Annotated in this window: 26 protein-coding genes; 19 read left to right on the top strand and 7 right to left on the bottom strand. The window is 51.4% G+C overall.

Translation table 11 applies throughout. The features are described 5' to 3' along the window. Position 1: 1 nt before the first annotated feature. The 10 genes from secD (at position 2) to INP79_RS03085 (ending at position 13,699) form a co-directional block, all read left to right on the top strand. Positions 2–1,831, top strand: a complete 1,830-nt coding sequence (gene secD, locus INP79_RS03130) for a protein translocase subunit SecD (RefSeq protein WP_194740475.1) — start codon at positions 2–4, stop codon at positions 1,829–1,831. 38 nt (positions 1,832–1,869) lie between these two features. Further along, the gene (gene secF, locus INP79_RS03125) at positions 1,870–2,814 is read left to right on the top strand and encodes a protein translocase subunit SecF (protein WP_194752887.1); all 945 of its coding nucleotides are present in this window, start codon (positions 1,870–1,872) and stop codon (positions 2,812–2,814) included. A 98-nt stretch (positions 2,815–2,912) separates the two neighbouring features. Further along, a complete protein-coding gene (locus INP79_RS03120; protein WP_194752886.1) occupies positions 2,913–4,184 on the top strand; it encodes an HlyC/CorC family transporter in 1,272 nt (423 codons plus the stop codon). A gap of 82 nt (positions 4,185–4,266) precedes the next feature. After that, positions 4,267–4,578 carry an ATP-dependent Clp protease adapter ClpS gene (gene clpS / locus INP79_RS03115; RefSeq protein WP_194752885.1) on the top strand — a complete coding sequence of 104 codons (312 nt, stop codon included), beginning with the start codon at positions 4,267–4,269 and terminating at the stop codon, positions 4,576–4,578. A 327-nt stretch (positions 4,579–4,905) separates the two neighbouring features. Beyond that, the gene (gene clpA / locus INP79_RS03110; protein WP_194752884.1) at positions 4,906–7,161 is read left to right on the top strand and encodes an ATP-dependent Clp protease ATP-binding subunit ClpA; all 2,256 of its coding nucleotides are present in this window, start codon (positions 4,906–4,908) and stop codon (positions 7,159–7,161) included. 207 nt (positions 7,162–7,368) lie between these two features. Beyond that, positions 7,369–7,704, top strand: a complete 336-nt coding sequence (locus tag INP79_RS03105) for a hypothetical protein (RefSeq protein WP_194752883.1) — start codon at positions 7,369–7,371, stop codon at positions 7,702–7,704. 106 nt (positions 7,705–7,810) lie between these two features. Further along, positions 7,811–9,061, top strand: coding sequence for a TolC family protein (locus INP79_RS03100; RefSeq protein WP_228519691.1), 1,251 nt, complete (start codon positions 7,811–7,813; stop codon positions 9,059–9,061). Positions 9,062–9,071: 10 nt separating this feature from the next. Then, positions 9,072–10,223 (top strand): efflux RND transporter periplasmic adaptor subunit, encoded by a 1,152-nt coding sequence (locus tag INP79_RS03095; RefSeq protein WP_194752882.1) that lies wholly within the window; start codon positions 9,072–9,074, stop codon positions 10,221–10,223. Between the two features lie 3 nt (positions 10,224–10,226). Further along, positions 10,227–13,328, top strand: a complete 3,102-nt coding sequence (locus INP79_RS03090; RefSeq protein WP_194752881.1) for an efflux RND transporter permease subunit — start codon at positions 10,227–10,229, stop codon at positions 13,326–13,328. A 38-nt stretch (positions 13,329–13,366) separates the two neighbouring features. Further along, positions 13,367–13,699, top strand: coding sequence for a P-II family nitrogen regulator (locus INP79_RS03085; RefSeq protein WP_194752880.1), 333 nt, complete (start codon positions 13,367–13,369; stop codon positions 13,697–13,699). Positions 13,700–13,706: 7 nt separating this feature from the next. Here the strand turns inward: INP79_RS03085 and INP79_RS03080 are convergent, their stop codons facing one another. Genes INP79_RS03080 through INP79_RS03065 form a run of 4 tightly spaced genes read right to left on the bottom strand, consistent with a single transcriptional unit; the run spans position 13,707 to position 16,835 of the window. After that, positions 13,707–14,474: an MBL fold metallo-hydrolase gene (locus INP79_RS03080; protein ID WP_194752879.1), complete on the bottom strand. Its 768-nt coding sequence runs from the start codon at positions 14,472–14,474 to the stop codon at positions 13,707–13,709. 12 nt (positions 14,475–14,486) lie between these two features. Beyond that, positions 14,487–15,743, bottom strand: a complete 1,257-nt coding sequence (bamC, locus tag INP79_RS03075; RefSeq protein ID WP_194752878.1) for an outer membrane protein assembly factor BamC — start codon at positions 15,741–15,743, stop codon at positions 14,487–14,489. A 39-nt stretch (positions 15,744–15,782) separates the two neighbouring features. Further along, on the bottom strand, positions 15,783–16,661 hold the full coding sequence (gene dapA, locus INP79_RS03070; protein ID WP_194752877.1) for a 4-hydroxy-tetrahydrodipicolinate synthase: 879 nt from the start codon (positions 16,659–16,661) through the stop codon (positions 15,783–15,785). Positions 16,662–16,673: 12 nt separating this feature from the next. Continuing rightward, complete coding sequence (locus INP79_RS03065; RefSeq protein ID WP_194752876.1) at positions 16,674–16,835, bottom strand: hypothetical protein; 162 nt, start codon at positions 16,833–16,835, stop codon at positions 16,674–16,676. Between INP79_RS03065 and INP79_RS03060 the strand changes: the two genes are divergently transcribed. From INP79_RS03060 to INP79_RS03020, 9 genes are all read left to right on the top strand, one after another. After that, the gene (locus INP79_RS03060) at positions 16,834–17,496 is read left to right on the top strand and encodes an RnfABCDGE type electron transport complex subunit B (protein WP_194752875.1); all 663 of its coding nucleotides are present in this window, start codon (positions 16,834–16,836) and stop codon (positions 17,494–17,496) included. The genes INP79_RS03065 and INP79_RS03060 overlap by 2 nt on opposite strands. Positions 17,497–17,525: 29 nt before the next feature. Then, positions 17,526–18,185: an endonuclease III gene (nth, locus tag INP79_RS03055; protein WP_194752874.1), complete on the top strand. Its 660-nt coding sequence runs from the start codon at positions 17,526–17,528 to the stop codon at positions 18,183–18,185. Positions 18,186–18,187: 2 nt separating this feature from the next. Further along, positions 18,188–18,637 carry a DUF1841 family protein gene (locus INP79_RS03050; RefSeq protein WP_194752873.1) on the top strand — a complete coding sequence of 150 codons (450 nt, stop codon included), beginning with the start codon at positions 18,188–18,190 and terminating at the stop codon, positions 18,635–18,637. A gap of 20 nt (positions 18,638–18,657) precedes the next feature. Next, positions 18,658–19,200, top strand: a complete 543-nt coding sequence (locus INP79_RS03045) for a sigma-70 family RNA polymerase sigma factor (protein WP_194752872.1) — start codon at positions 18,658–18,660, stop codon at positions 19,198–19,200. Between the two features lie 26 nt (positions 19,201–19,226). Next, entirely contained in the window at positions 19,227–19,475 is a 249-nt protein-coding gene (locus tag INP79_RS03040; protein ID WP_194752871.1) for a zf-HC2 domain-containing protein, read from the top strand. Between the two features lie 37 nt (positions 19,476–19,512). Beyond that, the gene (locus INP79_RS03035) at positions 19,513–19,827 is read left to right on the top strand and encodes a hypothetical protein (protein ID WP_194752870.1); all 315 of its coding nucleotides are present in this window, start codon (positions 19,513–19,515) and stop codon (positions 19,825–19,827) included. A 17-nt stretch (positions 19,828–19,844) separates the two neighbouring features. After that, complete coding sequence (locus INP79_RS03030; RefSeq protein WP_194752869.1) at positions 19,845–20,723, top strand: DUF692 domain-containing protein; 879 nt, start codon at positions 19,845–19,847, stop codon at positions 20,721–20,723. After that, positions 20,723–21,478 carry a DUF2063 domain-containing protein gene (locus INP79_RS03025; protein WP_194752868.1) on the top strand — a complete coding sequence of 252 codons (756 nt, stop codon included), beginning with the start codon at positions 20,723–20,725 and terminating at the stop codon, positions 21,476–21,478. The genes INP79_RS03030 and INP79_RS03025 overlap by 1 nt, the downstream gene beginning before the upstream one ends. A 179-nt stretch (positions 21,479–21,657) precedes the next feature. Continuing rightward, positions 21,658–22,125, top strand: a complete 468-nt coding sequence (locus INP79_RS03020; protein ID WP_194752867.1) for a MarR family winged helix-turn-helix transcriptional regulator — start codon at positions 21,658–21,660, stop codon at positions 22,123–22,125. 91 nt (positions 22,126–22,216) lie between these two features. Here INP79_RS03020 and INP79_RS03015 read toward each other — a convergent pair whose 3' ends face one another. The 3 genes from INP79_RS03015 to INP79_RS03005 all read right to left on the bottom strand — a co-directional run bounded on the left by INP79_RS03015 (position 22,217) and on the right by INP79_RS03005 (position 26,237). Further along, positions 22,217–22,402 (bottom strand): DUF1289 domain-containing protein, encoded by a 186-nt coding sequence (locus tag INP79_RS03015; protein ID WP_194752866.1) that lies wholly within the window; start codon positions 22,400–22,402, stop codon positions 22,217–22,219. Between the two features lie 34 nt (positions 22,403–22,436). After that, complete coding sequence (secA, locus tag INP79_RS03010; RefSeq protein WP_194752865.1) at positions 22,437–25,169, bottom strand: preprotein translocase subunit SecA; 2,733 nt, start codon at positions 25,167–25,169, stop codon at positions 22,437–22,439. A gap of 135 nt (positions 25,170–25,304) precedes the next feature. Next, entirely contained in the window at positions 25,305–26,237 is a 933-nt protein-coding gene (locus tag INP79_RS03005; RefSeq protein WP_194752864.1) for a M23 family metallopeptidase, read from the bottom strand. Positions 26,238–26,345: the final 108 nt, after the last annotated feature.

Below are 26,345 nucleotides of genomic sequence, written 5' to 3'. Positions count from 1 at the left end.
TATGAACCGTTATCCAATATGGAAATTCGTGCTGATCGGCACAGTGTTTATCATTGGCCTGCTATACACGATCCCCAACTTTTTTGGTGAATCACCAGCGGTGCAGATCAGCCCGGCCAAAACGTCACTGAAAGTAGACGATAGCCTGCTGCGAAAAGTGGAAGACACACTGAAACTGGCCAACATTCCGTTTGACGGTTTGTTTATGGATGCCAGCGGCGTGAAAGTGCGTTTTGCCAACACGGATACGCAATTGCTGGCCAAGGACAAACTGGTTGGCAACCTGGGTAAAGACTACACCGTGGCGCTCAACCTGGTGCCACAAACGCCGAACTGGCTGCAAAGCATCGGTGCCAAACCGATGTATTTGGGTCTGGACTTGCGTGGCGGCGTGCATTTCCTGCTGCAAGTGGATATGAAAGCAGCGTTGGACAAAGCCGCTGAAAGCACGGTGGGTGACTTCCGCATGTCTTTGCGTAAAGAAAAAATCAACTACTACGGTATTGAGCGCCAGGGCCAGGTGGTAGTGATTAAATTTGAATCAGAAGCCGAAGCCACCAAGGCGCGCAACCTGCTGGCCAAGGACTTTTCTGACCTGACCTACAAAATTGCAGGCAGCGACAAAGACTTTAACCTCACAGCCAGCATGAGCGTGATGGCGCAAAAACGCATCCAGGAATTTGCGCTCAAGCAAAACCTGCAAACCCTGCATAACCGGATTAACGAATTGGGTGTGGCTGAGCCTATCGTGCAGCAACAAGGCCTTGACCGTATTGTGGTGCAATTACCTGGCGTGCAAGATACCGCCAAAGCCAAAGAAATTCTGGGCCGTACAGCGACTTTGGAAATCCGCATGGTGGATGAAGAAAAGTCTGACATGGCCACACTGCAAAAAGCGCAGGCAGGCCAGGTGCCGTTTGGTGACGAGTTGTTTGCTGACCGTGAAGGCCGCCCGGTGCTGGTGAAAAAGAGCGTGGTACTGACCGGTGACCGCATCACCGATGCAGGCCCGGGTGTCAATGGCCAAAACGGTTCTTCCGTGGTTAACGTCACGCTGGATGGCCGTGGTGCAGGCATCTTTAAAAACGTGACCCGTGAAAACGTGGGCAAGCGTATGGCGATTCTGCTGATTGAAAAAGGCAGTACCGAAGTCATTACCGCGCCGGTGATTAACGAAGAAATTGGCGGCGGCCGCGTACAAATCTCTGGTATGGCCAATGCACAGGAAGCCACCGATATTTCATTACTGCTGCGCGCCGGTGCGCTGGCAGCGCCGATGGAAATCATCGAAGAGCGTACGGTAGGCCCAAGCATGGGTGAAGAAAACATCAAACGCGGCGTGCATTCTACGCTGTGGGGCTTTGCTGCGATTGCCGTGATGATGATTGTTTACTACATGGTGTTTGGTGGCGTGTCCGTCATGGCACTGGGCGTGAACCTGTTGTTGCTGGTAGCGATCTTGTCCATGCTGCAAGCGACACTGACTTTGCCTGGCCTGGCAGCGATTGCGCTGGCACTGGGCATGGCGATTGATGCCAACGTGCTGATTAACGAGCGTATCCGCGAAGAGCTGCGCAATGGCAACACACCTCAAGCCAGTATCCACGCTGGTTATGACCGTGCATTCGATACCATTCTGGACTCCAACGTCACCACCCTGATTGCTGGCCTAGCCTTGTTTATGTTTGGTACCGGCCCGATCAAAGGTTTTGCTGTGGTACACGTGTTGGGCATTATGACCTCTATGTTTAGCGCCGTGCTGGTCTCCCGTGCACTGGTTAATCTCTTGTACGGCTACCGCCGCAAGATTGAACACCTGCGCATTGGTTAATCACCCGCACGCTGACAACGCATATAAGAGAATAGATTATGGAATTATTCAGAATTAAAAAAGACATCCCGTTCATGAGTTACGGACGTCTGACCACCTCAATCTCGCTGATTACCTTTGTATTGGCGATCTTCTTCCTGTTGCATCGTGGCTTGAATTACGGCGTCGACTTTACCGGCGGCACCGTGATGGAAGTGCACTACCCAGCTGCGGCCAATATCGAGCAAATCCGCCAGGTCATGGATGGGGTTGGCCTCAAAGACGTCACGGTACAAAACTTTGGTTCCAGCCAGGATGTATTGATCCGCCTGCCAGTGAAAAAAGAGCTGTCGATTGCACAATTGTCTGAAAAAATCTCCAGCGCATTAAAAGCGGCAGATGCCGGTGCAGAAATACGCCGCGTTGAATCCGTCGGTTCACAAGTCGGTGAAGAGTTGTATGAAAATGGCGCCTTGGCTTTATTGCTGGTGTGTGCGGGTATCATGGGTTACCTGGCCTTGCGCTTTGAATGGCGCTTTGCGGTGGCGGCCATTATCGCCAACATGCATGACGTCATTATCATTTTAGGTTTCTTCGCTTTCTTCCAGTGGGAGTTCAACCTCACGGTACTAGCGGCGATTCTGGCGGTATTGGGTTACTCAGTGAACGAATCCGTGGTGGTATTTGACCGCGTGCGCGAAAACTTCAAAAAAATGCGTAAAGCGACTGCCGTGCAAGTCATCGACAATGCCATTACACGCACCATGTCGCGCACCATTATCACCCACATGATGACGCAAACCATGGTCTGCTCCATGCTGTTCTTCGGTGGTGAAACCTTGCACAACTTCTCCCTGGCACTGACCATTGGTATTTTGTTCGGTATCTATTCGTCAGTATTGGTCGCTTGCCCGATTGCCATGTGGCTGGGCGTGAGCCGCGCCAACCTGATTGGCGACACCGAGAAAAAGCCAAAAGAAGACGAAGCGGCCCTTGCGCCTTAAGTCATTATCTTTTAAGCGGCATTGATAAACCGTCGCGATGCTTGATTTTTAGCCACTGGTGGGTACACTAGTGGCTTCTTGTTTTTAACCCCACTCTTTTGGACAACATCCCATTAAGCTGGCAGATCGGTCTGCTATTGCTCTTGCTGTCGCTGACAGCCTTTTTCTCCATTGCCGAAACCAGCCTGATGTCGCTCAACCGTTACCGGATGCGGCACCTCGCCAAAGAGGGGCATCGCGGCGCCAAACTGGCCAGCCGCCTCATTGCACAAACGGACAAAACACTGGGCGCCATTCTATTAGGCAATACCTTTTGTATCGTGGGCTCCTCTACCTTGGAAGTCGTGATTTCAGAACGCCTATTTGGCGAAGGCGACTACGTCCTGATGTTTGGCTCGCTGGCCATCACCTTTGCCATCTTAGTCTTCAGTGAAATCTCCCCTAAAGTCATCGCTGCTGCACACGCGGAAAAACTCGGCTTTGCCACCAGCTACTTGCTCTACCCGCTGATATGGCTATTCACACCGGTGGTCTGGTTTGTCAATTTATTCGTCAAAGCCTTCCTTAAATTATTGGGTGTACGCGTCAATTTTGACGAGCAGGCGCAATCAGTCACCACCGAGGAGTTACGTAGCATTGTCAGCGATGCCGGGCAATATATCCCCTCACAAAGCCGCACCATTCTGCTGAACCTGCTAGACCTCGAAGACATTATTGTGGACGATGCGATGACCGCGCACACCATGGTTGAATTTATTGACCTGGATCACCCGATAGACCAGATCATGGAGCAATTAGCACGCAGCCACCACTCACGCCTGCCGGTGCGCCAAGGCGATCACGAAGACATCGTCGGTATTTTGCATGTGCGCAAGGTGCTGCCGTTGTTGCGTGACTTTCACATTGGCAAAGCCCCGACCAAAGCGCTGTTACAGGCTGCCATGAGCCTGCCTTACTATATTCCGTCCGGCACGCCGCTTTACACGCAATTGCAACAGTTTCAGAAGCGACATGAACGCATTGCGCTGGTCGTCGATGAGTACGGTGAGTTCAAGGGCTTGTTGACGCTGGAAGACATTCTGGAAGAAGTGGTCGGCGAGTTTACGACCCAGTCACCCGAGCACGCCAACCATTTCCATCAACATGAAGACGGCAGCTGGCTGGTTGATGGCGGCAGTTTGCTGCGTGACCTCAACCGCAAATTGAAACTCTCCTTGCCTACCGACGGTCCACGCACATTGAATGGTTTAATTCTTGAGCACTTTGAAGGCATTCCGGAACCCGACACCAGCTTTAAAATCGGTGAACATAAACTGGAAATCCTCGACGTACAGGACCGTATCGTCAAGCGCGTCAAAATTTATCTTTAAAAAGCCGGATTTCTCCGGCATCAGGCCCTTGAATTTTTTAATACAAGGCGCAAAATAGGTTCTAAGACAGGTATACAAAACTATGGTACGACCCAAGCGTGAAGGTGATCTGGCTCTTGAATCCCAGATTGCCAAACCCAAGCCTCCAGAGTTATATAAGGTGTTGTTGCTCAACGACGACTACACCCCCATGGAGTTTGTCGTCGCCGTCATTGAACGTTTTTTTAACAAGTCCCGTGAACAAGCGACACAAATCATGCTCCAAGTACATACAGAGGGCATCGGCGTATGTGGCGTTTACCCACAGGATATTGCGGAAACCAAAATGCATCAGGTCTTGGAATCTGCCCGCGAAGCACAACACCCGTTGCAATGCGTGATTGAAGCGGCTTGAAACGCGACCGCCATATGGCAAAGTGCGGATTGGAAAGGGTTCCAATCGTATGGTTCACGGTAATTTCCAGTCGTAGCATCCTGAGAATATCGGGCAAATACACTGACATACTTGCGGTTCAAGTGACGCTTCACAGTGGTAGCATGGTAATGAGGTGATTCTGGTGAGCTTGACTCATATAAAGGTGAGCAAAAAGCAGCAGCGGAGCATTGAATTTTTTGTAAAAAAGCACGATAACAATAAACAGACAGGTTTTACCGGTATTGCATGAAGTTACGTCTGTGAATGAGGCGTTTTTTGTAGTGTAGTGTATTAAGGAAAGTCATCATGATTGCTCAAGAACTTGAAGTTAGCCTGCACATGGCGTTTATGGACGCGCGACAAAAGCGTCACGAATTGATTACGGTTGAGCATCTGTTACTGGCTATGTTGGACAACCCAACCGCCGCAGAAGTCCTGCGTGCCTGCGGGGCCAAGTTTGATACGCTGCGTAGTGAACTGTCCCAATATATCGAAGAGCACACCCCGACAGTAGCCGGGACTGAAGAAGTTGACACACAACCTACCCTGGGCTTTCAACGTGTGATTCAGCGTGCCATGCTGCACGTACAATCCTCCGGCAAAAAAGAAGTCACCGGTGCCAATGTGCTGGTCGCGATCTATGGTGAAAAAGATTCCCATGCAGTATTTTTCCTGCATCAGCAAGGTGTGACCCGCCTGGATGTGGTCAACTTTATTTCGCATGGCGTGGCTAAAATCCAGGAAAATGAACCCAAGGCATCCAGCACTGAGCAGGAAACTGAAGGCGAAAGCGTCAGCACCGGCGCATTGGAAAGCTTTACCCTCAACCTGAACGCGCAAGTGATTGCTGGCAAAATCGACCCATTGATCGGTCGCAGCCAGGAGTTGGAACGTGTGATCCAGACCTTGTGCCGCCGCCGCAAAAACAACCCTTTACTGGTAGGCGAAGCTGGTGTGGGTAAAACCGCGATTGCGGAAGGCTTGGCTTCACGCATTGTCAGCAATGACATTCCGGAAGTGCTGGAAAACGCCACGGTCTATTCACTGGATATGGGCGCCCTGCTGGCCGGCACCAAATACCGTGGTGACTTTGAGCAACGCCTGAAAGCCGTGATGAAACAGCTGGCCGAGAAGCCGGATGCGATTCTGTTTATTGACGAAATCCATACTCTGATCGGCGCAGGTTCAGCCAGTGGCGGCACGCTGGATGCCAGCAACCTGCTGAAACCAGCCTTGTCCAATGGCTCACTCAAATGCATAGGCGCGACCACTTATCAAGAATATCGCGGCATCTTTGAAAAAGACCATGCCTTGTCACGCCGCTTCCAGAAAATCGACGTACAAGAACCTAGCGTGGCCGAAACCATTGAGATTCTGAAAGGCCTGAAAACCAAGTTTGAAGAGCACCACAGCGTGAAGTACAGCGCCAGTGCCTTAACGGTGGCAGCTGAGCTGTCAGCCAAGTACATCAACGACCGCCATTTGCCGGACAAGGCGATTGACGTGATTGATGAAGCTGGTGCTGCGCAACGCATTCTGCCTAAGAGCAAACAGAAGAAAATCATTGGCAATAAAGAGATTGAAGAAATCATTGCCAAAATTGCGCGCATTCCGCCCAAAAACATTTCCAGTGATGACCGTAACGCACTGAAAACACTGGAGCGCGACCTGAAAGCCGTGGTATTTGGCCAGGACAAAGCAATTGAAGTGCTGTCTTCCGCCGTCAAAATGGCGCGTAGTGGCCTGGGCAATAGCAGCAAACCGATTGGTAGCTTCCTTTTTGCAGGCCCGACTGGTGTTGGTAAAACCGAAGTCGCCAAGCAATTGGCTTATGTGCTCGGCATTGAGCTGCTGCGTTTTGACATGTCCGAATATATGGAGCGTCATGCGGTTTCACGCCTGATTGGCGCGCCTCCGGGCTATGTTGGTTTTGACCAGGGCGGCCTGCTGACCGAAGCCGTGACTAAACAACCTTATTGCGTGCTGTTGCTGGACGAAATCGAGAAAGCACACCCAGACATTTTCAACATCTTGTTGCAAGTGATGGATCATGGCACCTTGACTGATAATAATGGCCGCAAAGCGGATTTCCGTAATGTGACAATTATCATGACCACCAATGCGGGTGCGGAAAACCTGTCTAAATCGAGCATAGGCTTTACCAACAGCAAAGACAGTACCGATGAAGCGGCTGACCTCAAACGTTTGTTTAGCCCTGAATTCCGTAACCGCCTGGATGCCACGGTTTCATTTAGTGCACTCAGCCAGGACGTGATTCTGCGCGTGGTCGACAAGTTCCTCATGCAGTTGGAAGATCAGTTGCACGAGAAGAAAGTCGATGTGACCTTTAGTGACGAACTCAAAGCCTACCTGGGCAGAAAAGGGTTTGACCCACTGATGGGGGCACGCCCAATGGCCAGATTGATCCAGGATACCATTCGTAAGGCACTGGCGGATGAGTTGCTGTTTGGTCGCTTGAACGATGGTGGTCACGTCCATATCGACATTGATGACAACGATCAGATTAAGCTGATTTTTAAAGAAGAAACCATTTCAGCCTAGTCTGGCTGGAACTTTGACACCACGGTGACATCTACTATAATGTCACCGTGGCTTTCCTGCACCAGTTTGGTGCAAAAAAAATCCTCAACGCGCTACCAGATCTGCCTATATTGGCCACGAGTGACATAAAATCAATATGTTAGGTGTGTTCGCATTACTGGTATAATTATTGCTGTAAATGTATTGCCTGACAGATATGATTTTGTAATGCAAAAGATATTTTATTTTCTACATGCGTTGTGTTTGATGTTTGCTTTGCAAACAACCGCTGCCGAACCGGCGGTCACAACTACGCTACTAGAAACCGGCATTTCCGCAACCAGCCTTTCCAATGCCATTGATGACAGCTTATCGGCCGATTTTGGCGAAGGATATTGTTGCGTCGACATGCTGGAAATCGCCGAAGTAGACGTCGACAAAATCCTACTACCAGGTTTTAGTTATCCGCTGCATAAAACCACCTACCTCGCGCCTGAACACCGCTTATCCTCCTACCATCTGCTACTCAGTTTCTGGCTAGACCGGCCGCCGCAACTCGCTTAAAAACTTTCCATCTCTTGTTGCCTTGCTGGCAAAGAGCATCATTTTAATTACTAATTAAGGTGGCTGTGACATGATGATATGTACAGTCACCTGAAAAAGGATCGTTATGTTAAGTCAGACCCGCTGGCGGAAAGCATGCAGGCTATTGTGGCTATGTTGTTGCATCACTCCCGTTGCGTTTGCAGAAACTACTTTTGACCTCAAAACCTTATTGGACAAAGCCGTCGCCGAAAACCCGATGATGGCCGTGAGCAAAGCACAAATTGAAGCGGCTGCGGCAGGTATCACCGTGGCAAGATCTTTCTACAATCCCGATATGGAACTGATGGCAGGCCCCGCCAGATACCGTGGCGTACCCACGCCAGGCGCCAGCGAAAGAAACTATGGCGTCACCATTTCACAACCCCTGGACTTTCCTGGCACCCGTACTTCACGCCGGGAGCTGGCTGAACAACAACTGACTTACGCCGAAAAAGGCATTCAAACCACCAGTTTTGATTTGCGCAACCTGATCAAACAAGCCTATTTAACGGTGCTACTGCGCCAGCAGATTTTGCAAATGCTGGGGGCCAACTTGAGCATCCTGCAAGAAATCCAGACCAAAATCAAACGCAAGGTAGATGTGGGTGAGGCCGCCAGGTATGAGCTGATCAAGGCAGATACTGAAGTACTGGCAGCTGAACGGGATTACGCCAGTGCGCAAACCCGCATTGATGAAGCCAAGGCAATTTTGCGCGGCATGATAGGCAATATGCCAGATAGCTTCGATGTCAAATCTGAGCTACCGACGATTTCCACCTTACCGGCCATCACCGAGTTACGCAAATCTGCCGAGAACAACCCTTACTTGCAACAGCTGTTTACCGCCAAAGACAGTGCCGAGGCTAAACTCAAGCTGGAGCAAGCCTTGCGTTTTCCTGGCCTCACATTGAAGTCTGACTTTACCCAAGACCCTGACCTGAACACCTTCAGGTTGGGCGTTGTGCTGCCATTGCCGGTGTGGAACCGCCGTGAAGGCCAGATTGCCCAGGCCGCCGCAGGCATAGAGGAAGCAGATGCCAATATCAAGCTGCAACAACAGGTGCTACGCAAAGAGATTGATAGCGCCTACCAGCGCACGGTCATTGCCAGCAACCAGCTCAAAGTCTTTGAGAATGGCTTGTTGCAACAATCAGAAGCGACCCTGAGTCGCGCAGAAGCCGCCTATAAATTCGGAGAACGCGGCATCCTGGAGTACCTGGATGCACAACGCGTCAATCGTGATGTCAGACGTGACTATCTGATTGCCAAATTCGATTATTTTTTCAGTGTATTGCAAATCGAACGCTTCATCGGTTCGGATTTGGTTCAACCATAAGGGGATGGTCATGTCTCGTGTTTTATTTTCAACTTTGCTCGCTGCCGCGCTGGCAGTGATGTCTACCGCGTGCACCGAAAAACCCGCCCCGGCAGCAGAAACCAAAGAAGTCGTCGATCCCAGCCTGGTCACATTGACCAAAGAACTGGCCGCCAACGTGCGTACCGGTGCGGTAGAAGAATTGGCGTTTATTGATACCCTGCGCATCCCAGGCCGTATCCAGGTCGATGAACAATATGAATCCAGGGCAGGTGCATCTATCACTGGCCGCATCAGCACGCTGGACGTTAATCTGGGCGATGAAGTGAAAGCTGGCCAGAGATTGGCTGTGATCAAAAGTACCGAACTGGCGCAATACCAGCTGAGCTACATCAAGGCCAGCCAGCAGATGCAACTGCAAACCAAAGCCGTCGACCGTGCTAAGCAACTGCTTGAAGCGGATGTGATCAGCCTGGCGGAACTACAACGCCGCGAAGGTGAACTCAACGCGGCCAATGCCGAATTAAATGCCGCCCGCGACCAGTTACTGGTACTGGGCATGCCGCCTGCCAGCATTGCCCAACTGGGCTTGCACAACAGTGGCATGTCAACCAGCCAGGTCAACTCTAAAATCACCGGCACCGTGATTGCGCGTAAAGCCAGGCTAGGCCAGGTGGTGGCACCGGCAGAAGAACTGTTTGTGATTGCTGACTTGTCGCATGTATGGGCAGTGGCAGAAATCCCTGAGCAGCAAATTGCGCACATTAAAGAAGGCCAGTCGCTGGATATTGAAGTGCCAGCCTTGGACGATGCTGAACTCACCGGCACGCTGGCGTTTGTCGGTGACATTGTGAACCCAGCCACACGTACCGTGATGGCACGCGCCAATATCAGCAATGAAAAAATGCTGCTCAAGCCAGACATGCTGATTACCATTTTGCTGGAAGCCAAACCGGAAAAAGTGATTGCGATTCCGTCCACCGCTGTGGTGCGTGAAAACAATGCCGACCATGTGTTTGTGCAAACCCTAAAACCAACGCAATATAAATTGCTGCCAGTCACCCTGGGCCGTACCTACCAGGGCAACAGGGAAGTGCTGCAAGGCCTGCAACCCGGCGATCAAATCGTGCTCGATGGCGCGTTTCATGTCAACAATGAACGCAAGCGCAAAGAAATGGAGTAAAGCATGATTGAATCCCTGATTAGAGGCGCGCTTAAGCAGCGCCTGATTGTGCTCGTGTTGGCGGTCGGCCTGATTCTGGCTGGCCTGTTTGCGGTTAAAAAACTGTCAGTCGATGCTTTCCCTGACGTGACTAACGTCCAGGTCATGATTGCCACGCAGGCCACCGGCAAATCACCGGAAGAAGTCGAGCGGTTTATCACCGTGCCGCTGGAAATCGCCATGACGGGCTTGCCTGGCCTGACCGAAATGCGTTCGGTGAATAAAAATGCCTTGTCACTGATCACGCTGGTCTTTACCGACAGCACTGATGTCTATTTTGCCCGTCAACTGGTGATGGAACGCTTGATGGAAGTGATGGAGCGCATGCCGCAAGGCGTGACGCCTATCCTGGGACCGGTCTCTACCGGCCTGGGTGAGGTCTATCAATTCACGCTGGATAAACCGGATGACGGTAAAAAGGCATTGACCCAGGCTGACCTCACAGAGCGTCGTGCCATCCAGGACTGGGTGGTTCGCCCCCTGCTGCGCGGCATCCCTGGCGTGGCAGAAATCAACTCGCAAGGCGGCTACGTCAAGCAATACCAGGTGCTGGTCAACCCGGACCGCATGACGCATTTTTCGATCAAACTCAAAGATGTATATGAAGCGTTGGCGCGCAATAACGCCAACAGTGGTGGCGGTATTTTGCCGCATTATGCAGAGCAATACCTGATTCGCGGTGTGGGCCTGGTACAAAACCTGGACGACATCCGCAACATGGTGCTCAAGGAAGAGAACGGTATTCCGGTCTATATCCGCGACGTCGCAGAAGTCACCATCGGCCACGAAGTCCGTGTCGGCGTCGTGCTCAAAAACGGCGACACCGAATCCGTCGGCGGCATCGTCATCATGATGCGAGGCGGCAACGCCAAAGAGGTGGTCAGCCGTATCAAAGCCCGCGTCGAGGAAATCAACAGCAAAGGCATGTTGCCACACGGTTTGCAGATTGTGCCCTACTACGATCGTAGCGAACTGGTGGATGCCGCGCTGCATACGGTGACCAAAGTGCTGATTGAGGGCATTATCCTGGTGATTGTGATTCTGTTCCTGTTCCTGGGCGACGTGCGTTCCAGCCTGATTGTGGTCGGCACCCTGATCCTGACGCCGCTGATTACTTTCATGGTGATGAACCACTACGGCATTTCCGCCAACCTGATGTCTCTGGGCGGGCTGGCCATCGCTATTGGCCTGATGGTTGATGGTTCTGTGGTGGTGGTGGAAAACACCTTTCACCACCTGGGTCACCGTAAAGATGAAAGCCGGATTCGTGTGGCCCTGGAAGCAGCGACTGAAGTGGCGACGCCGGTATTATTTGGCGTCGGTATCATCATCCTGGTGTTCTTGCCATTGATGACGCTGGAAGGCATGGAAGGCAAAATGTTTGCGCCTTTGGCCTACACCATTGCCATTGCGCTGTTTGTGTCGCTGGTATTGTCACTCACCCTGACACCTGCCCTGTGCTCATACATGCTGAAAGGCGGCAGTGGTGACGACACCAAGCTCATACAAGCCATCAAACGGCCATATTTATCGGCATTGAACTGGGTGCTCAATAATGAGAAAAAAACCATTATGGCGTCAGGCCTGCTGTTCGTCGGCACCATTGCACTGTTTCCGTTCCTGGGTACTTCATTCATTCCGGAAATGAAAGAAGGCTCCATCGTCCCTGGCATCAACCGTGTGCCGAATATCTCGCTGGAAGAATCCATGAAAATGGAAAACAAAGCGATGAAATTAATCATGGAACAAGTGCCAGGCATCAAGTCCGCCATCTCCGGCCTGGGTCGTGGTGAAAGCCCGGCCGATGCGCAGGCACAAAACGAATCTACGCCGATCATTAGCCTCAAACCGCGTGATCAGTGGCCTGCAGGATGGACGCAGGATGACATCGCTGAGAAAATGCGCGAAGTGCTGGAGAAGTATATTCCAGGCGTGCAAATCATCATGGCACAACCGATCTCTGACCGTGTCGATGAATTACTGACCGGTGTGCGTGCGGATGTCGCCGTGAAGATTTTTGGTGAAGACCTGGATGCGCTCAAGCAGAAAGCGGATGAAATCGCTAAGCTGGCCGGTACGGTAACAGGTGCAACGGAAATCAAGGTCGAGAAGGTGTCAGGGCAACAATACCTGAATATCACCATAGACCGTCAGGCGATTGCCCGCCATGGTATCAACGCGTCCGATGTGCACGACGTGATTGAAACGGCGATTGGCGGCAAGATTGCGACCGAGATTTTTGAAGGCCAGCGTCGTTTCTCGGCCGCTGTGCGTTATCCGGAATCTTTCCGCAATAATGAAGAAGCCATCCGCAACATTATGCTGACCTCGCCCAACGGCTCACGCGTGGCGCTGGAAGATCTGGCCGACATTGAAATCAAGGATGGCCCGGCGCAAATCAGCCGCGAACTGGCGAAACGCCGTATCGTCATTGGTGTTAACGTCAAAGACCGCGACCTTGGTGGTTTTGTGGCTGAGCTACAGCAAGTATTAGGACAAAAACTGCAATTACCAGATGGCTATTATCTTGAATACGGTGGCCAGTTCCAGAACATGGAACGTGCCATGGGTCACTTGATGATTATTATCCCGGTGACGATTGCCGCGATTTTCTTCTTGCTGTTCCTGCTGTTCCAGTCTTTACGATTTGCCACCATGATTATCCTGGTGTTGCCATTTGCCTCGATTGGTGGCGTGATTGCCTTGTTTATCACCGGTGAATACTTGTCCGTGCCTGCTTCCGTCGGCTTTATTGCCTTATGGGGCATTGCCGTACTCAACGCGGTGGTGCTGGTCTCGTATATCCGCACCTTGCGTGAAGAAGGTCTGAGCCAGCTCGAAGCCATTCGCAAAGGCTGTGCCCAACGTTTCAGACCGGTGATGATGACCGCGACCGTGGCCATGCTGGGCTTGGTGCCGTTCCTGTTTGCCACTGGTCCGGGCGCCGAGGTACAGCGACCGTTGGCGATTGTGGTGATTGGTGGCTTGATTACGTCTACCCTGCTCACCCTGATTGTGGTGCCTACCCTCTATCGTAAGTTTGAAGAAAGCAAGATAGAGGCATAATGCCGACCCAGTGAGTTTATGCTCAAAAGGATACTTTTATGAAAGAAATCAAAGCAGTCATACAACCAGCGAGATTGGCAAAGATACGCTCTGCACTGCGTAATATCAAAGGCTTTCCTGGCATGTCGGTCAACAAGATGGAGGGCTGCGGCCCACACTTGCAAAAACCGAGTGCGGGGGTGCGCGAAGAGCTAACCGATTACAGCCCTAAGGTCTACTTGTATATGGTGGTGCCGGATGAGCTGGTAGAAGGGATCTTGCAAACCATCGTTGAAGTGGCCCATACCGGCAATGTGGGCGATGGCATCGTTTGGGTGACGCCGGTAGAGCGCATGATCCGTTTATCAGAACAGATCATGGTGATGGATTAAGTCCATGTTATAAAGAGCGCCAGTCCAGCCCCTCATGCTGGCTGGCAATTTGCACCCAGTCGTGGTCGCAATTTAATACCCCACTCAACGCCTGCTGTGCCAACGCAGGCGTATTATTTTTCTCGCTCAGGTGCGCGGCGACCAACTGTTTGAGCTTGCTGTTATCCAGTTGGGCAAGCAATTGTGCACTGGTTTGATTATCCAGATGCCCCAGCCAGCCGCCTACGCGTTTTTTGAGTGAATGTGCATAAGGGCCGGTGCGCAACATTTCCAGGTCATGATTACACTCCAGCAGCAAGCCGTCACAGCCTTGTAGCATCATCACAATATGCGGTGTGACACTGCCGACATCGGTCAATACACCAAATTTCCGGGCGCCATCACCAAACACAAATTGTGCCGGTTCACGCGCATCGTGCGGCACCGGGTAAGGTTGCACTTCGATTTCCTGCAACGCAAATACGCTATGCGCATCGATGATATTGGTCTTCACGGGTTGTGTGGGCAAGTAACGCTGGCACATGCTATAAGTGCCATGTGTGAGCCAGACCGGAATCTGGTAACGTGCTGCCAGTTTAAACACCCCACGCGCATGATCGTCATGCTCGTGCGTGACCAGGATGCCTGAGAGTTGCTCTGGTTGCAGATCCAGGCGCGCCAAGCGCTGCACGGTTTCTTTCACACTAAAGCCACAGTCAAGCAAAAGCCGGGTTTCCCCGGCTTCTACCACAGTGGCATTGCCTGCGCTGCCACTGCCTAAAGATGCAAATCGCACACCTGACCCCAGTTATTTCAGTTGCTCATACAGCAGGGAAATAATACGGTTAGCCGTCGTTGACGTATTGCGCTTGTTATCCACCGTCAACACATACACATCGGTGGTGTCATCTGCATTTTCCAGCACCTGGATACGATATTGCTTGCTGGATTTGTCACCATCTGAAGTGCCTTTCCAGAACTTGGTTTTATCACCAGGTTTGACTTCAACCGGTGCCGCTGCTTTTTCGTCTTCATCACTGCCCCAGAACTTCAGACGCTCCAGCAAGCCTTTTTTCTGTTTAATAGGATCTTCTGCATCTGTATCCGCATAACGCACGTAGAAAATACCCTCAGAGCGGTTTTTGTCTTCAGTGACAAATCCAATGCGGTCCAGTGCCAAACCAACACGGCGCCAGGCGCGGTCGAACGGCTCATTGAGTTTTAAGGTCACACTCTGGTCAGGCTCTTTAATCACATCTGCGCGCTTATCAGAAGCGACCTGTGTCATGACCTGGTCCGCTTTCTGCTCATCGAGGCCCAGCTTGACCATCATGCGGCGTAACAATTCAGCATCTAGGTCAGCATCAAACTCCTGACCCGCAGTATTTTTCTTGTCAGCGGCATCCGCACGATAACCGGTGTCAATCACACCCAACTGCGTAGTCACATAGTTTTTACCATCATCCGGCGCACCAGCCACTGTACGATGCGTCATATAGATTTCAGTGGTACCTTCTTTTTCACCGCGCTCCAGGCGGGTGCGGAATTTACGTCTGTCAGCAAAGCCGGACAATTTATCCAGCCAGGCATCAAATTTCTCGCCATAGCCACGATTATCCTCTTTTGGCTTGATGGCATCCGATTGCAACCACTCAGTTTCAATGACACCCAGTTCCGGATTTTCCACTTTGACTGCAAAGCCTTGATCCAGCCAGAAATCTCGCACAACCGGCCAGATTTTTTCCGCCGGGGCATTCACCACCAGCCAGCGTTGTTGCCCAGCTTTAACCATACGCACGTTTTTCATATCGGCCAGCACGGGTTGCGGGCCATTTTGCTCTTGCGCATCCTGATTTTGGCTATACGCAGAATAACTGGTGCTGCCAGGCACGTTATACGTGCTGCTGGTGCGCACAGCTGTCAGGTCAGGCGGCACTTCCAGCGGTTTGGAACGGCCTGCACCCTTGTAATCAGAGCTATTATCAATAAACGGGATAGAGTCGCAAGCCGCCAGCACCGTCACCAGGCTGACCAGTACGGCCCGTTGTAACCAAACATGATTCATGTATTTCACTTATGTCACCCTAAATTAGTCTTGGCTCAATCAAGCGGCAATCTCTGCCTGCTTCATGGCACTGCGTAATACTTCATGATATTGGCTGGACAAATTCACCAGCGGCAAACGAATGCCGGTCGCAATCAAGCCCATTTGCTGTAATACCCATTTCACTGGAATCGGATTCGCCTCTACAAACAATTTTTGATGCAGGGCAAACAATTTGGCATTGGCCGCTTTAGCCGCAGCGATATCACCATTCAAGGCATGCACGCACATGTCATGCATTAATTGCGGCGCCACATTGGCCGTCACCGAAATCACACCTTTGCCACCCAGCAACATTAACGCCAGCGAGGTTGCGTCATCGCCGCTATACACAGCGAAGTCGGCTGGCACACGCAACAGTAAATCCGTGCCGCGTTCAATACCGCCCGTAGCATCTTTAATGCCGACGATATTAGGCACTTGTGCCAAACGCACCACGGTGTCATTGCTTAAATCGCAGCCGGTACGGCCAGGCACATTGTATAAAATTTGTGGAATGGCGACCGCCTCAGCCACCGCTTTAAAATGCTGGTACAAACCTTCTTGTGAAGGCTTGTTGTAATAAGGCGCGACCAGCAGGCAGGCATCGGCACCCAGGCTTTTCGCTTTTGCTGTCAGTTCAATCGCTTCTGCAGTTGAGTTGGCACCCGTGCCGGCAATCACAGGCACCCGTTTGGCGACATACTCAACTGTGGTTTTAATCAGCAAACAATGTTCGTCAACATTGACGGTGGGGGATTCGCCAGTGGTACCAACGATGACAATGCCATCGGTACCGGCGTCGACATGAAAATCGATCAGCTTTTTGAGCGCGTCCAGATCCAAACGACCATCTTCAAACATCGGGGTCACGATTGCGACCAAACTGCCCGTAAACATACCTAGCGCCATTCAATAATAAAGCGAATATTTTAACTGATTATGCGCCTGAACGCCAAAGAACCCGCTTAGCCACCAGACGCGGCCTGCCAGGCCATCGCCAAACCTGCTTTCAGTTATAATGACAGCCTTTGCAACCGGGATGAAATAGCGTTTTTGCCAGGCAGCTAACATGCAGACCACGAGCCGACTCAAGCAGGACACATTGATTGCGCAGATTGACGCCCTGCTGCCGCAAACACAGTGCCGCCAGTGTGGCTACGATGGCTGCAAACCTTATGCGACGGCTATCGCCAGTGATGAGGCAAATATCAACCAATGCCCACCTGGAGGAGACGCAGGCATACACGCATTGGCCACCTTACTGCAACGCCCCTACCAGCCGTTAAACCTCGCCCATGGCGTGACCAAAGCCAAGGCAGTCGCGGTGATTGATGAAGCAAGCTGCATAGGCTGCACGCTCTGTATCAGTGCCTGCCCGGTCGATGCGATCCTCGGTGCTTCTAAACGCATGCACACGGTAATCAGCCAGGAGTGTACCGGTTGTGAGTTATGCCTGCCGCCCTGCCCGGTCGATTGCATCAGCATGCAAACGGTGGCTGGCCGTGAAATGGCCATGAATACTGAGGAGGCGGCGCTGGCGCGACGTCGCCACGAGCAGCGACTCAACCGGCAGGCGCTTGAAAAACACAACAAAGCCCAAACCTATCACAAACCAGCTACGATCCGCGCGGAGACAGAGAAAGGCGGCACACCCGCCGCCTCGGCAGACGCACTTAAAAAAGCAGCAATTGCCGCCGCGATGGCACGTGTGAAAGCGCAAAAACTGGGTTAACCCCTGCTCTAATCAATGAACTATTTGTTATGAATGCCCAAAAAAGACTGGCGATTTTCGAGAGACTGGCGCAAGCCATTCCTAACCCGACCACAGAACTGGAACACAGCTCGACCTTTGAATTACTGATTGCAGTGATTTTGTCAGCACAAGCGACTGACAAAGGCGTGAACATCGCCACCCGCAAACTGTTCAAAGTCGCCAACACGCCGCAAGCCATTCTGGACCTCGGCTTAGAGGGCCTGGAGAGCTATATTAAAACCATAGGCCTTTATCATGCCAAAGCCAATAACGTGCTCAAATGCTGCCAGCAACTGCTGGACCTGCATGGCGGCGAAGTGCCCGACACCCGGGCAGCGCTGGAAGCATTGGCCGGTGTCGGCCGTAAAACCGCCAATGTGATTCTCAATACCGCCTTTGGGCAACCCACCATTGCCGTCGACACACATTTGTTCCGCGTCGGTAACCGCACAAAACTGGCGCCCGGCAAAAATGTGCTGGAGGTCGAACAACGTTTTTTAAGCACCACCCCCAAGCAATTTTTAAAAGACGCGCATCATTTATTGATTTTACATGGCCGCTATACCTGCACGGCACGCAGCCCCAAGTGCGGGGAATGCTGCATTACCGATTTATGTGAATTTCAAGACAAACAAATACACCCGGTGAAGCCACCGGCAGAGAGTTAATCATGGCCTTATTTAATCCCAGCCGCGATGAAGTACGCCAGTTTTTCTTTGACGCCTGGGCCAAGTTCAAACAGCAGAGTGTATTGACCGACCTTGAAAAAATGGCGGTGGGCATTATGCATATGCATCCGGAATACCACACCATCCTCGACCATCCCGAGCAATACCTGGAACAAGCCTATTATCCGGAAATGGGCGAAACCAACCCGTTTTTGCATATGAGCTTGCACCTGTCCATCCAGGAGCAAATCAGCATTAACCAGCCGATTGGCATTACCCAAGCCTACGGCAAACTGTGTACACGCTTTCAGCAAGAGCATGAAGCACAACACGCCTTGCTCGAATGCCTGGCCGAAACCATCTGGCTGGCGCAGCGCAACCACACCGGGCTGGATGCAGCGCATTACCTGAGCTTGATCGAACAGCGCGCCAACATTGCCCCATCTGCCTGAATTATGCTTCAATAGCCGTCATGGCAGCTAACCCGCACGACTGGCTTAACGAACATGGCGATTACTTATATCGCTTTGCGCTGACGCGATTGCGCGACCCGCATCAAGCAGAGGATGTGGTGCAGGAAACCCTGCTGGCAGCGATTAAAAGCACTACATTTGCCGAACAATCCAGCCCGCGCACCTGGCTCACCGGCATCCTCAAACACAAAATCATTGACTGCATGCGCAAGCAACTGCGCGAAATCCCGGCTTCAGAACTCCTGGCTGAAGAAGATGCCAATATGGATGAATTCTTTGACGACACCGGCCACTGGGCAGAAAAGCCGCAGGCGTGGGATATCCCGCATGATGCCTTGCAGCAAAAACAGTTTTTGCAAATTTTGCAGCAATGCATGGCGCGTTTGCCGCAAAAACTGGCGGCCATTTTCACCATGCGCGATGTCGATGAATTAGATAATGAAGAAATTTGTAAGGCATTGAATATCACCGCGACCAATGCATGGGTAATGTTATACCGTGCCCGCATGGGACTGCGAAAATGTCTTGAAATGCACTGGTAACGCATCAAGGTGAAACGGAAAAAGAGATGTTGAATTGCAAACAAACCAGCGTGCTGGTATCGCAATCACTTGACCGCCCACTCACCTGGCGTGAGCGCTGGGCAGTGAGGTTACACTTGCTGATTTGCGTCTACTGCCGACGTTTTACGGCGCAGCTCAAGTGGATTCAAGGTGCGATGCAATCTTGGCAGACTCACGCCACGGATCGCACTGAGGATGTTTTATCAGCGGCAGCACGGGAACGCATTACGCAACAACTGGACAAATTTTACTGATGTCCGCTTTTAAACCCTGTTTTAAAAAGGAACTAACATGACGACACACAAAATGGCTGTAATCACTGGCGCAGTTGCTTTATCCATTGCCGCAGCTGCGGCCCATGCAGGCAACAATCCGTTTGAATTAAAAACACTGGGCCAAGGCTACCAGGTGGCAGATGCCACAGACAGCAAAGCCAAAGAAGGCAAATGTAGCAGCGGTAAATGTGGTGCCGAGAAGAAAAAAATGAAGGAAGGTTCTTGCCACCATGATAAAGCCAAAGAGGGTTCCTGCTCTGCTGACAAGATGAAAGAAGGCAGTTGCTCGGCCGAAAAAATGAAAGAAGGCTCTTGCCACGCTAACAAGTAATCATCGCAAGCATCGCCATGGCACAGTTAACTGACATTCGTGGTGCAGGCCTGGGGTTGAAGCGCGAGCTATTGCCCCAGCTGATGCAACAGTATGGCCAGCCACCGCTGGCGCAATTGCAGTTTCTGGAAATTGCGCCTGAAAACTGGATTCAGGCAGGTGGTAAATATGCCGCCGAACTGGACTGGCTGGTCGCGCACTACCCGATCGCCTGCCATGGCTTATGCCTGTCACTGGGCGGGCCAGACCCGCTCAATGTCGGCTTTCTGCAACAGGTCAAACAGTTCCTGTCTGATTTTGAGATTCCACTCTATACCGAACACTTAAGCTATTGCAGCGATACTGCCAATGGCTATATTTACGATTTACTGCCCATTCCCTTTACTGAGGAGGCGGTGAAATATGTGGCGCAACGCATCCGGCAAACGCAGGATATTCTGCAACGCCGCATCGCTGTAGAAAACGCTTCGTTTTACGTCGCAGCGCCACTCTCCGAAATGGACGAAATCAGTTTTATCAACGCCGTATTGGCCGAAGCCGACTGCGACTTACATCTGGACATCAATAATGTCTACGTCAATAGCGTCAATTTTGGCTTTGACCCCTACGCTTTCCTGGACCAGATTCCTGCACAGCGTATTGTCTATGGCCATATGGCCGGGCATTTGCAGGTAGAAGCTAATTTACTGGTGGATACGCATGGGGAAGCGATTATCGACCCAGTGTGGCGGCTGTTAACATACGCCTATGCCAAGCTGGGCGTATTCCCAACCTTGCTCGAACGTGACAGCCATATTCCGCCGTTACCCCTGCTCATGCAAGAGGTTGACCGTATCGCCACCCTGCAGCAACAAGCACAAGCTATCCACACACCAAGCTTAGGCAAGGTCGCCTGATGCTTGCATTTCAAGCCTATCAGGCAGCATTCACCGCCCACTTGCGGCAGCCTTCCCTGCATGCCAAACCGACAGGGGTGGACGCCAAGCGCATGCGTGTTTACCGTGAAATCGTGTTCAACAACTTTGAGGCCAGCGTCAGCGCCTGTTTTCCTGTGCTACGTGACATTCTTGGGCCACGCCGTTTTAGCAAACTGGTGCGGCAGTGTTTTGCGTCACAGCCATTTAACAGTCCATTGTTTAAAGATATTCCAGGCTGTTTTGTGTCTTTTTTGCGCACGCAGACCCCAGCAGACTATCCAGCCTACACCGCACAACTCGCACACTATGAATGGATAGAGCTGGTACTTAGCCAGCAGGTCACCGCACCACCTGCGTTTGCAGAGGCGGCTACGACAGAACCTACGCTGCTACATCGCGTGGTGCGGTTATGTGAGGCGCACCAATTGCTGCATTATGATTATGCAGTACACCAACTTTCCAAAAAGCACAGTTTGGTTGAGACCATACCGACCTTTTTACTGGTGTATCGTACGCCTGAGTTCAAGGTACGCTTTATCCAGCTGAATGCCATGACTTACCAACTCTTGCAACAGCTGCAAACACAAGCCGCCACCTCACATCAACATCTGCTGCAATTAGCGCAAAAAATTCCGCATTTTCCCACTGAGGCTGTCATCGCATTTGGCTTAGAAACGTTATTCTCTTTTTACCAGCAACAAGCCGTGACTGCCGACGGTTTACTATCAAAATAACGGTTTAAATAAGACAGACCGGTCTGCCAAACCAAGCGCAGCTTTGTGACTAAAAGCGACTTTTTTGTCTAAAACCACTGGCAGAAGCGGGAATTTTTATCGCGATAAACATCGGGAATCCATGTTATCTATTGGAAGCTGGTAAAATGAGCATATAAAATATTTACATTAAATTAATCATGCAAAACTCACTCGCCAAAGACGCTTTAAAACAATTTCGAATTATTTTCGGTACTGTCAGACAACATTTTAGAGAAATTGAAGCTTCGTGCGGCATCTCAGGTTCCCAGTTGTGGCTCTTACATGAAATCGCTAGCCATCCAGAATTAGGTGTCTCACGCTTGGCAGAAAACCTCGCTATTCATCAATCCACCTGTAGCCTGCTGGTCGAAAAACTGGTTAAAAAACACCTGGTTGAAAAACAGCGCCTCAGCGAGGATCAACGTAAAGTAGGTCTGATTGTGACCGAAGCAGGCCATACCGTTTTAGCAAAAGCACCACAACCTGTCGATGGCATTTTGCCGCAAGTGCTGGCCACGCTGGATACAGAGGCCCTACAAAGCCTGAACCTCTCGCTCAAGCTGGTCATCGGTAAACTGGATGCACAATCGAATACCTTAGCCAACCAGCCGCTGGCTGACTTGTAACCACCTGCTCCACCCAGAATATAAAAAAGCCGGCAATCGCCGGCTTTTTACTTTGTGACTGAAGGTTGGTTGGTGACTATCAGGCTGGCAACTAATCGCCAAACACCGCAGCTTCGCGCGCATTCGCCAATTTGATTACTTCGGCTTTACCGGCACGATCAAGATCCCACCACTGGCGGATTTCTTCTATGGTTCTAAAACAGCCCTGGCAAAAACCATTACTGTCATCAATGCTACACACCCCGACACATGGGGATGGAATTTCCTGGTCTGACATGTTGAATCCCTCTCGCTATCTTGCTCAATACACCTTAGCTCAATGCGCCGTGACAGTTTTTAAAACGCTTGCCTGAACCGCATGGACAAGGATCATTGCGACCGACGCGTACGCCTTCTGGCAAACCCTGCGGCGGCTGTGACGCATCACCGCTATTGGTTAGTGCAGAGTCATAATCGGTGTGCTGATATTGCAAATTACCCACATCCGCTGCACGCATGGCTTCCTCGGCACGGCGCTCTTCCTCTTCCAGCTCTTCGCGGGAGCGTACTTGCACCTGCATGGTGATTTTGGTGACTTCGCTCTTAACGGTATTCAGCAAAGACTCAAACAACTCAAACGCTTCACGTTTGTATTCCTGCTTGGGGTTCTTTTGCGCATAAGAGCGCAAGTGGATACCTTGACGCAGATGATCCAGCGCAGCCAAGTGTTCACGCCAGTGATTATCCAGGCTTTGCAGCATGACTGCGCGCTCGAAATTGCGCATATTGTCGTTGCCAGCCAATGCTTCTTTCGAACCATAACTTTCGTTCGCCGCATCCAAAATACGCTCACGCAAGGTTTCTTCATGCAAGTCTGGATTGTTTTCCAGCCACTCACCGACTGGCAAGCTCATGCTTAATTCGTCCTGTAATGCTTGCTCCAGCGCAGGCACTTCCCACTGCTCTTCCACGCTGCCTGGTGGCACATAGGTATTAAACAGGCTGTTAATCACATCCTCACGCATGGCACGGATGGTTTGGCCAACATCGACAGACTCCAGCAACTCATTACGTTGCTCGTAAATCACCTTGCGCTGGTCGTTAGACACATCATCGTATTCAAGCAACTGTTTACGGATATCGAAGTTACGGCCTTCCACCTTGCGCTGCGCGTTTTCAATCGCGCGCGTCACCATGGCATGCTCAATGGCTTCACCTTCTGGCATATTGAGGCGGGTCATAATCGCCGCCACACGCTCGCCAGAGAAAATACGCAGCAACTGGTCTTCCAGTGACAGGTAAAAGCGGCTAGAACCTGGGTCACCTTGACGACCGGAACGTCCACGTAACTGGTTATCGACGCGACGAGATTCGTGGCGCTCAGTACCGATAATATGCAAACCGCCCGCAGCCAGCACGGCATCATGGCGCTGTTGCCACTCGGCTTTCAGTTGGGCGATTTTGCTTTCTTTGTCAGCATCGCTCAAATTGGCGTCATTGCGAATCGCATGAATCTCACCCTCTGAGTTACCGCCCAAGACAATGTCGGTACCGCGACCGGCCATATTGGTCGCAATCGTGATCATGCCAGGACGGCCTGCTTCGGCAACAATCGTCGCTTCACGCTCATGCTGTTTGGCGTTTAACACCTGGTGTTCCAGCTTTGCTTGCGTGAGCAATTGCGAAATCAACTCAGAGTTTTCAATAGAAGTCGTACCGACCAATACCGGTTGGCCTTTTGCCTGGCATTGTTTGATGTCTTCAATCACCGCTTTGTATTTTTCCATGCCGGTGCGATAGACCTTGTCCATGGCATCTTGTCGCTGCACGGGTCTGTGCGTAGGAATCACCACAGTTTCCAGTGCGTAGATCTGGTTAAATTCATACGCTTCAGTATCCGCCGTACCGGTCATGCCGCTCAGTTTCTGGTACATACGGAAGTAGTTCTGGAATGTAATCGACGCCAGTGTCTGGTTCTCTTTCTGGATCGCCACGCCTTCTTTGGCTTCCACCGCCTGATGCAAGCCATCGGACCAGCGGCGGCCAGGCATCATACGGCCAGAAAACTCATCCACAATCACGATTTCATTATTGCGCACCACGTAGTGCTGGTCGCGGTGGTAAAGATTTTGCGCACGCAGGGACGCATACAAATGATGTACCAGGGTAATATTGGCTGGCTCATACAAGCTGGAACCTGCGGTCAGCAAACCTGTTTGCTCCAGCAATTGTTCCGCGTGCTCATGACCCGCTTCACTCATGGTCACGCTTTGCGCTTTTTCATCGACCCAGAAATCGCCTTCGCCGTCTTCCACTTGCTGACGGACCAACTGTTTGGCAACTTCATTAATCGCGCCGTATAAATCAACGCTGTGCTCAGCCTGGCCAGAAATAATCAGTGGCGTACGTGCTTCATCAATCAGGATGGAGTCGACTTCATCCACCAGCGCATAGTGCAAAGGACGCTGTACGCGCTCCTCTTTGCTAAACACCATGTTGTCACGCAGGTAGTCAAAGCCGAATTCGTTATTGGTACCGTAGGTGATGTCAGAGGCATACGCCTGTTGCTTGGCATCGTGCGGCATTTGCGACAGGTTGATGCCGACGCTCAAGCCCAAAAAGTTGTAGAGCTGCCCCATCCACTCGGCATCTCGCTTGGCAAGGTAGTCGTTGACGGTGACCACGTGCACACCTTTACCCGTTAACGCATTCAGGTAAGTCGGCAAGGTTGCAACCAGCGTTTTACCTTCACCGGTACGCATTTCGGCAATTTTGCCTGCATTCAGTACCATGCCGCCGATCAGCTGAACGTCAAAGTGGCGCATGCCCAACGCGCGCTTGCTACCTTCACGCACCACGGCAAATGCCTCTGGCAACAATTTTTCCAGGGACTCGCCATTGCTGTAACGCTGTTTAAACTCTTCGGTTTTTGCCCGTAGCTGCTCGTCACTCAAGGCCTGAGTCGCGGGCTCTAACGCATTGATTTGTTTGACGGTTTGCTGATACTGTTTGACCAGTCGATCATTACGACTGCCAAAAACTTTTTTAAACAACGAGGCTAACATGAGTCACACCGATTTCCGCATACGCGGCGTTAAATTGAAATAAACAGAGATTGTATAAGATATAGAGGGGGGTTGTCTCAATTATTGCACGTCAGCAATCATTCCCTGATGCATTTACCGGATCCAATGCACTGATTAAGAGTGACCCCTGAGGTATTCACGCGGATCCAGCGGGTTGCCGTTGAGACGAATTTCGTAATGCAAATGCGGACCAGTAGAGCGGCCTGTGCTGCCAATCAAGGCAATCTTCTGCCCTTTCATCACGCGATCACCCGATTTCACCAACAATCTGGAGTTATGTGCATAACGTGTTTCCAGGCCTGATCCGTGATCAATCTTGAGCAAGTTGCCGTAATCGGGTGTTTGCACGGCCGTGGTCACAATGCCGTCCGCCGCCGCATAGACCGGCATACCAACCGAAGCTGGAAAATCCAGACCTTCATGAAAGGCGCGGTGACCATTCAAAGGGTCAATCCGCCAGCCATAGCTGGATGAACTGTAAGCCGCTGCGACCGGGCTGCTGTTAGGCAACATTTCGCGCAGCACACTCTTCTGTAACAATTTCGCTTCAATCTTACCCTGATACTCATCCCGGAAATCCAGGTCCGCCGACATCTGCTCAATCGTGGCTTTCAAGTCCTCTTCGCTTAACGGCGAGTCCTTCACCAACGGGCCACCCTGACCTAATGACTCGCTGACCGGGGATTCGCTTGCGGGGACTTCATTCACCGGTGTTCTTTCATTAATCGGCTCCGCAGTCGATTTAACTCCGGCCAATTTGGACAAACGTTGGTTTTGCGCATCCAGGCGCAAAATACGCGCCTGCAATTCACCGATTTGCTTGGCATAAGCATCGAGGTGACTTTGGGTAGACAACATGGCGCCACGCAAGTGTGGCGGCAACATGGCTTTAACGCCTTGCGACTTGATCACTTGTTGCGGCGTGATAAACAATAAGGTCAATACGACAGGCACCAGGATCAGCGCCAACACCATACCCAAACTCTCAAACACACCCAGTGTTTTTGGCTTGGCCATTTTTTCTGAAACAATAATGATATTAATCATGCTAAGAACTCTCGCTATTCACCGGCTAGCGATGATGCCCCAACGGGTTACTCAACGCTTTCTGGCCTGGTGGTGTACAATATTCACGCATTCTGTGGACAATCCGCC

It is taken from the genome of Methylophilus sp. QUAN (assembly GCF_015354445.1).
Lineage (GTDB): Bacteria > Pseudomonadota > Gammaproteobacteria > Burkholderiales > Methylophilaceae > Methylophilus.
The sequence above is the reverse complement of the archived record's forward strand: the minus strand, read 5'-3'. Positions and strand labels throughout refer to the sequence as shown.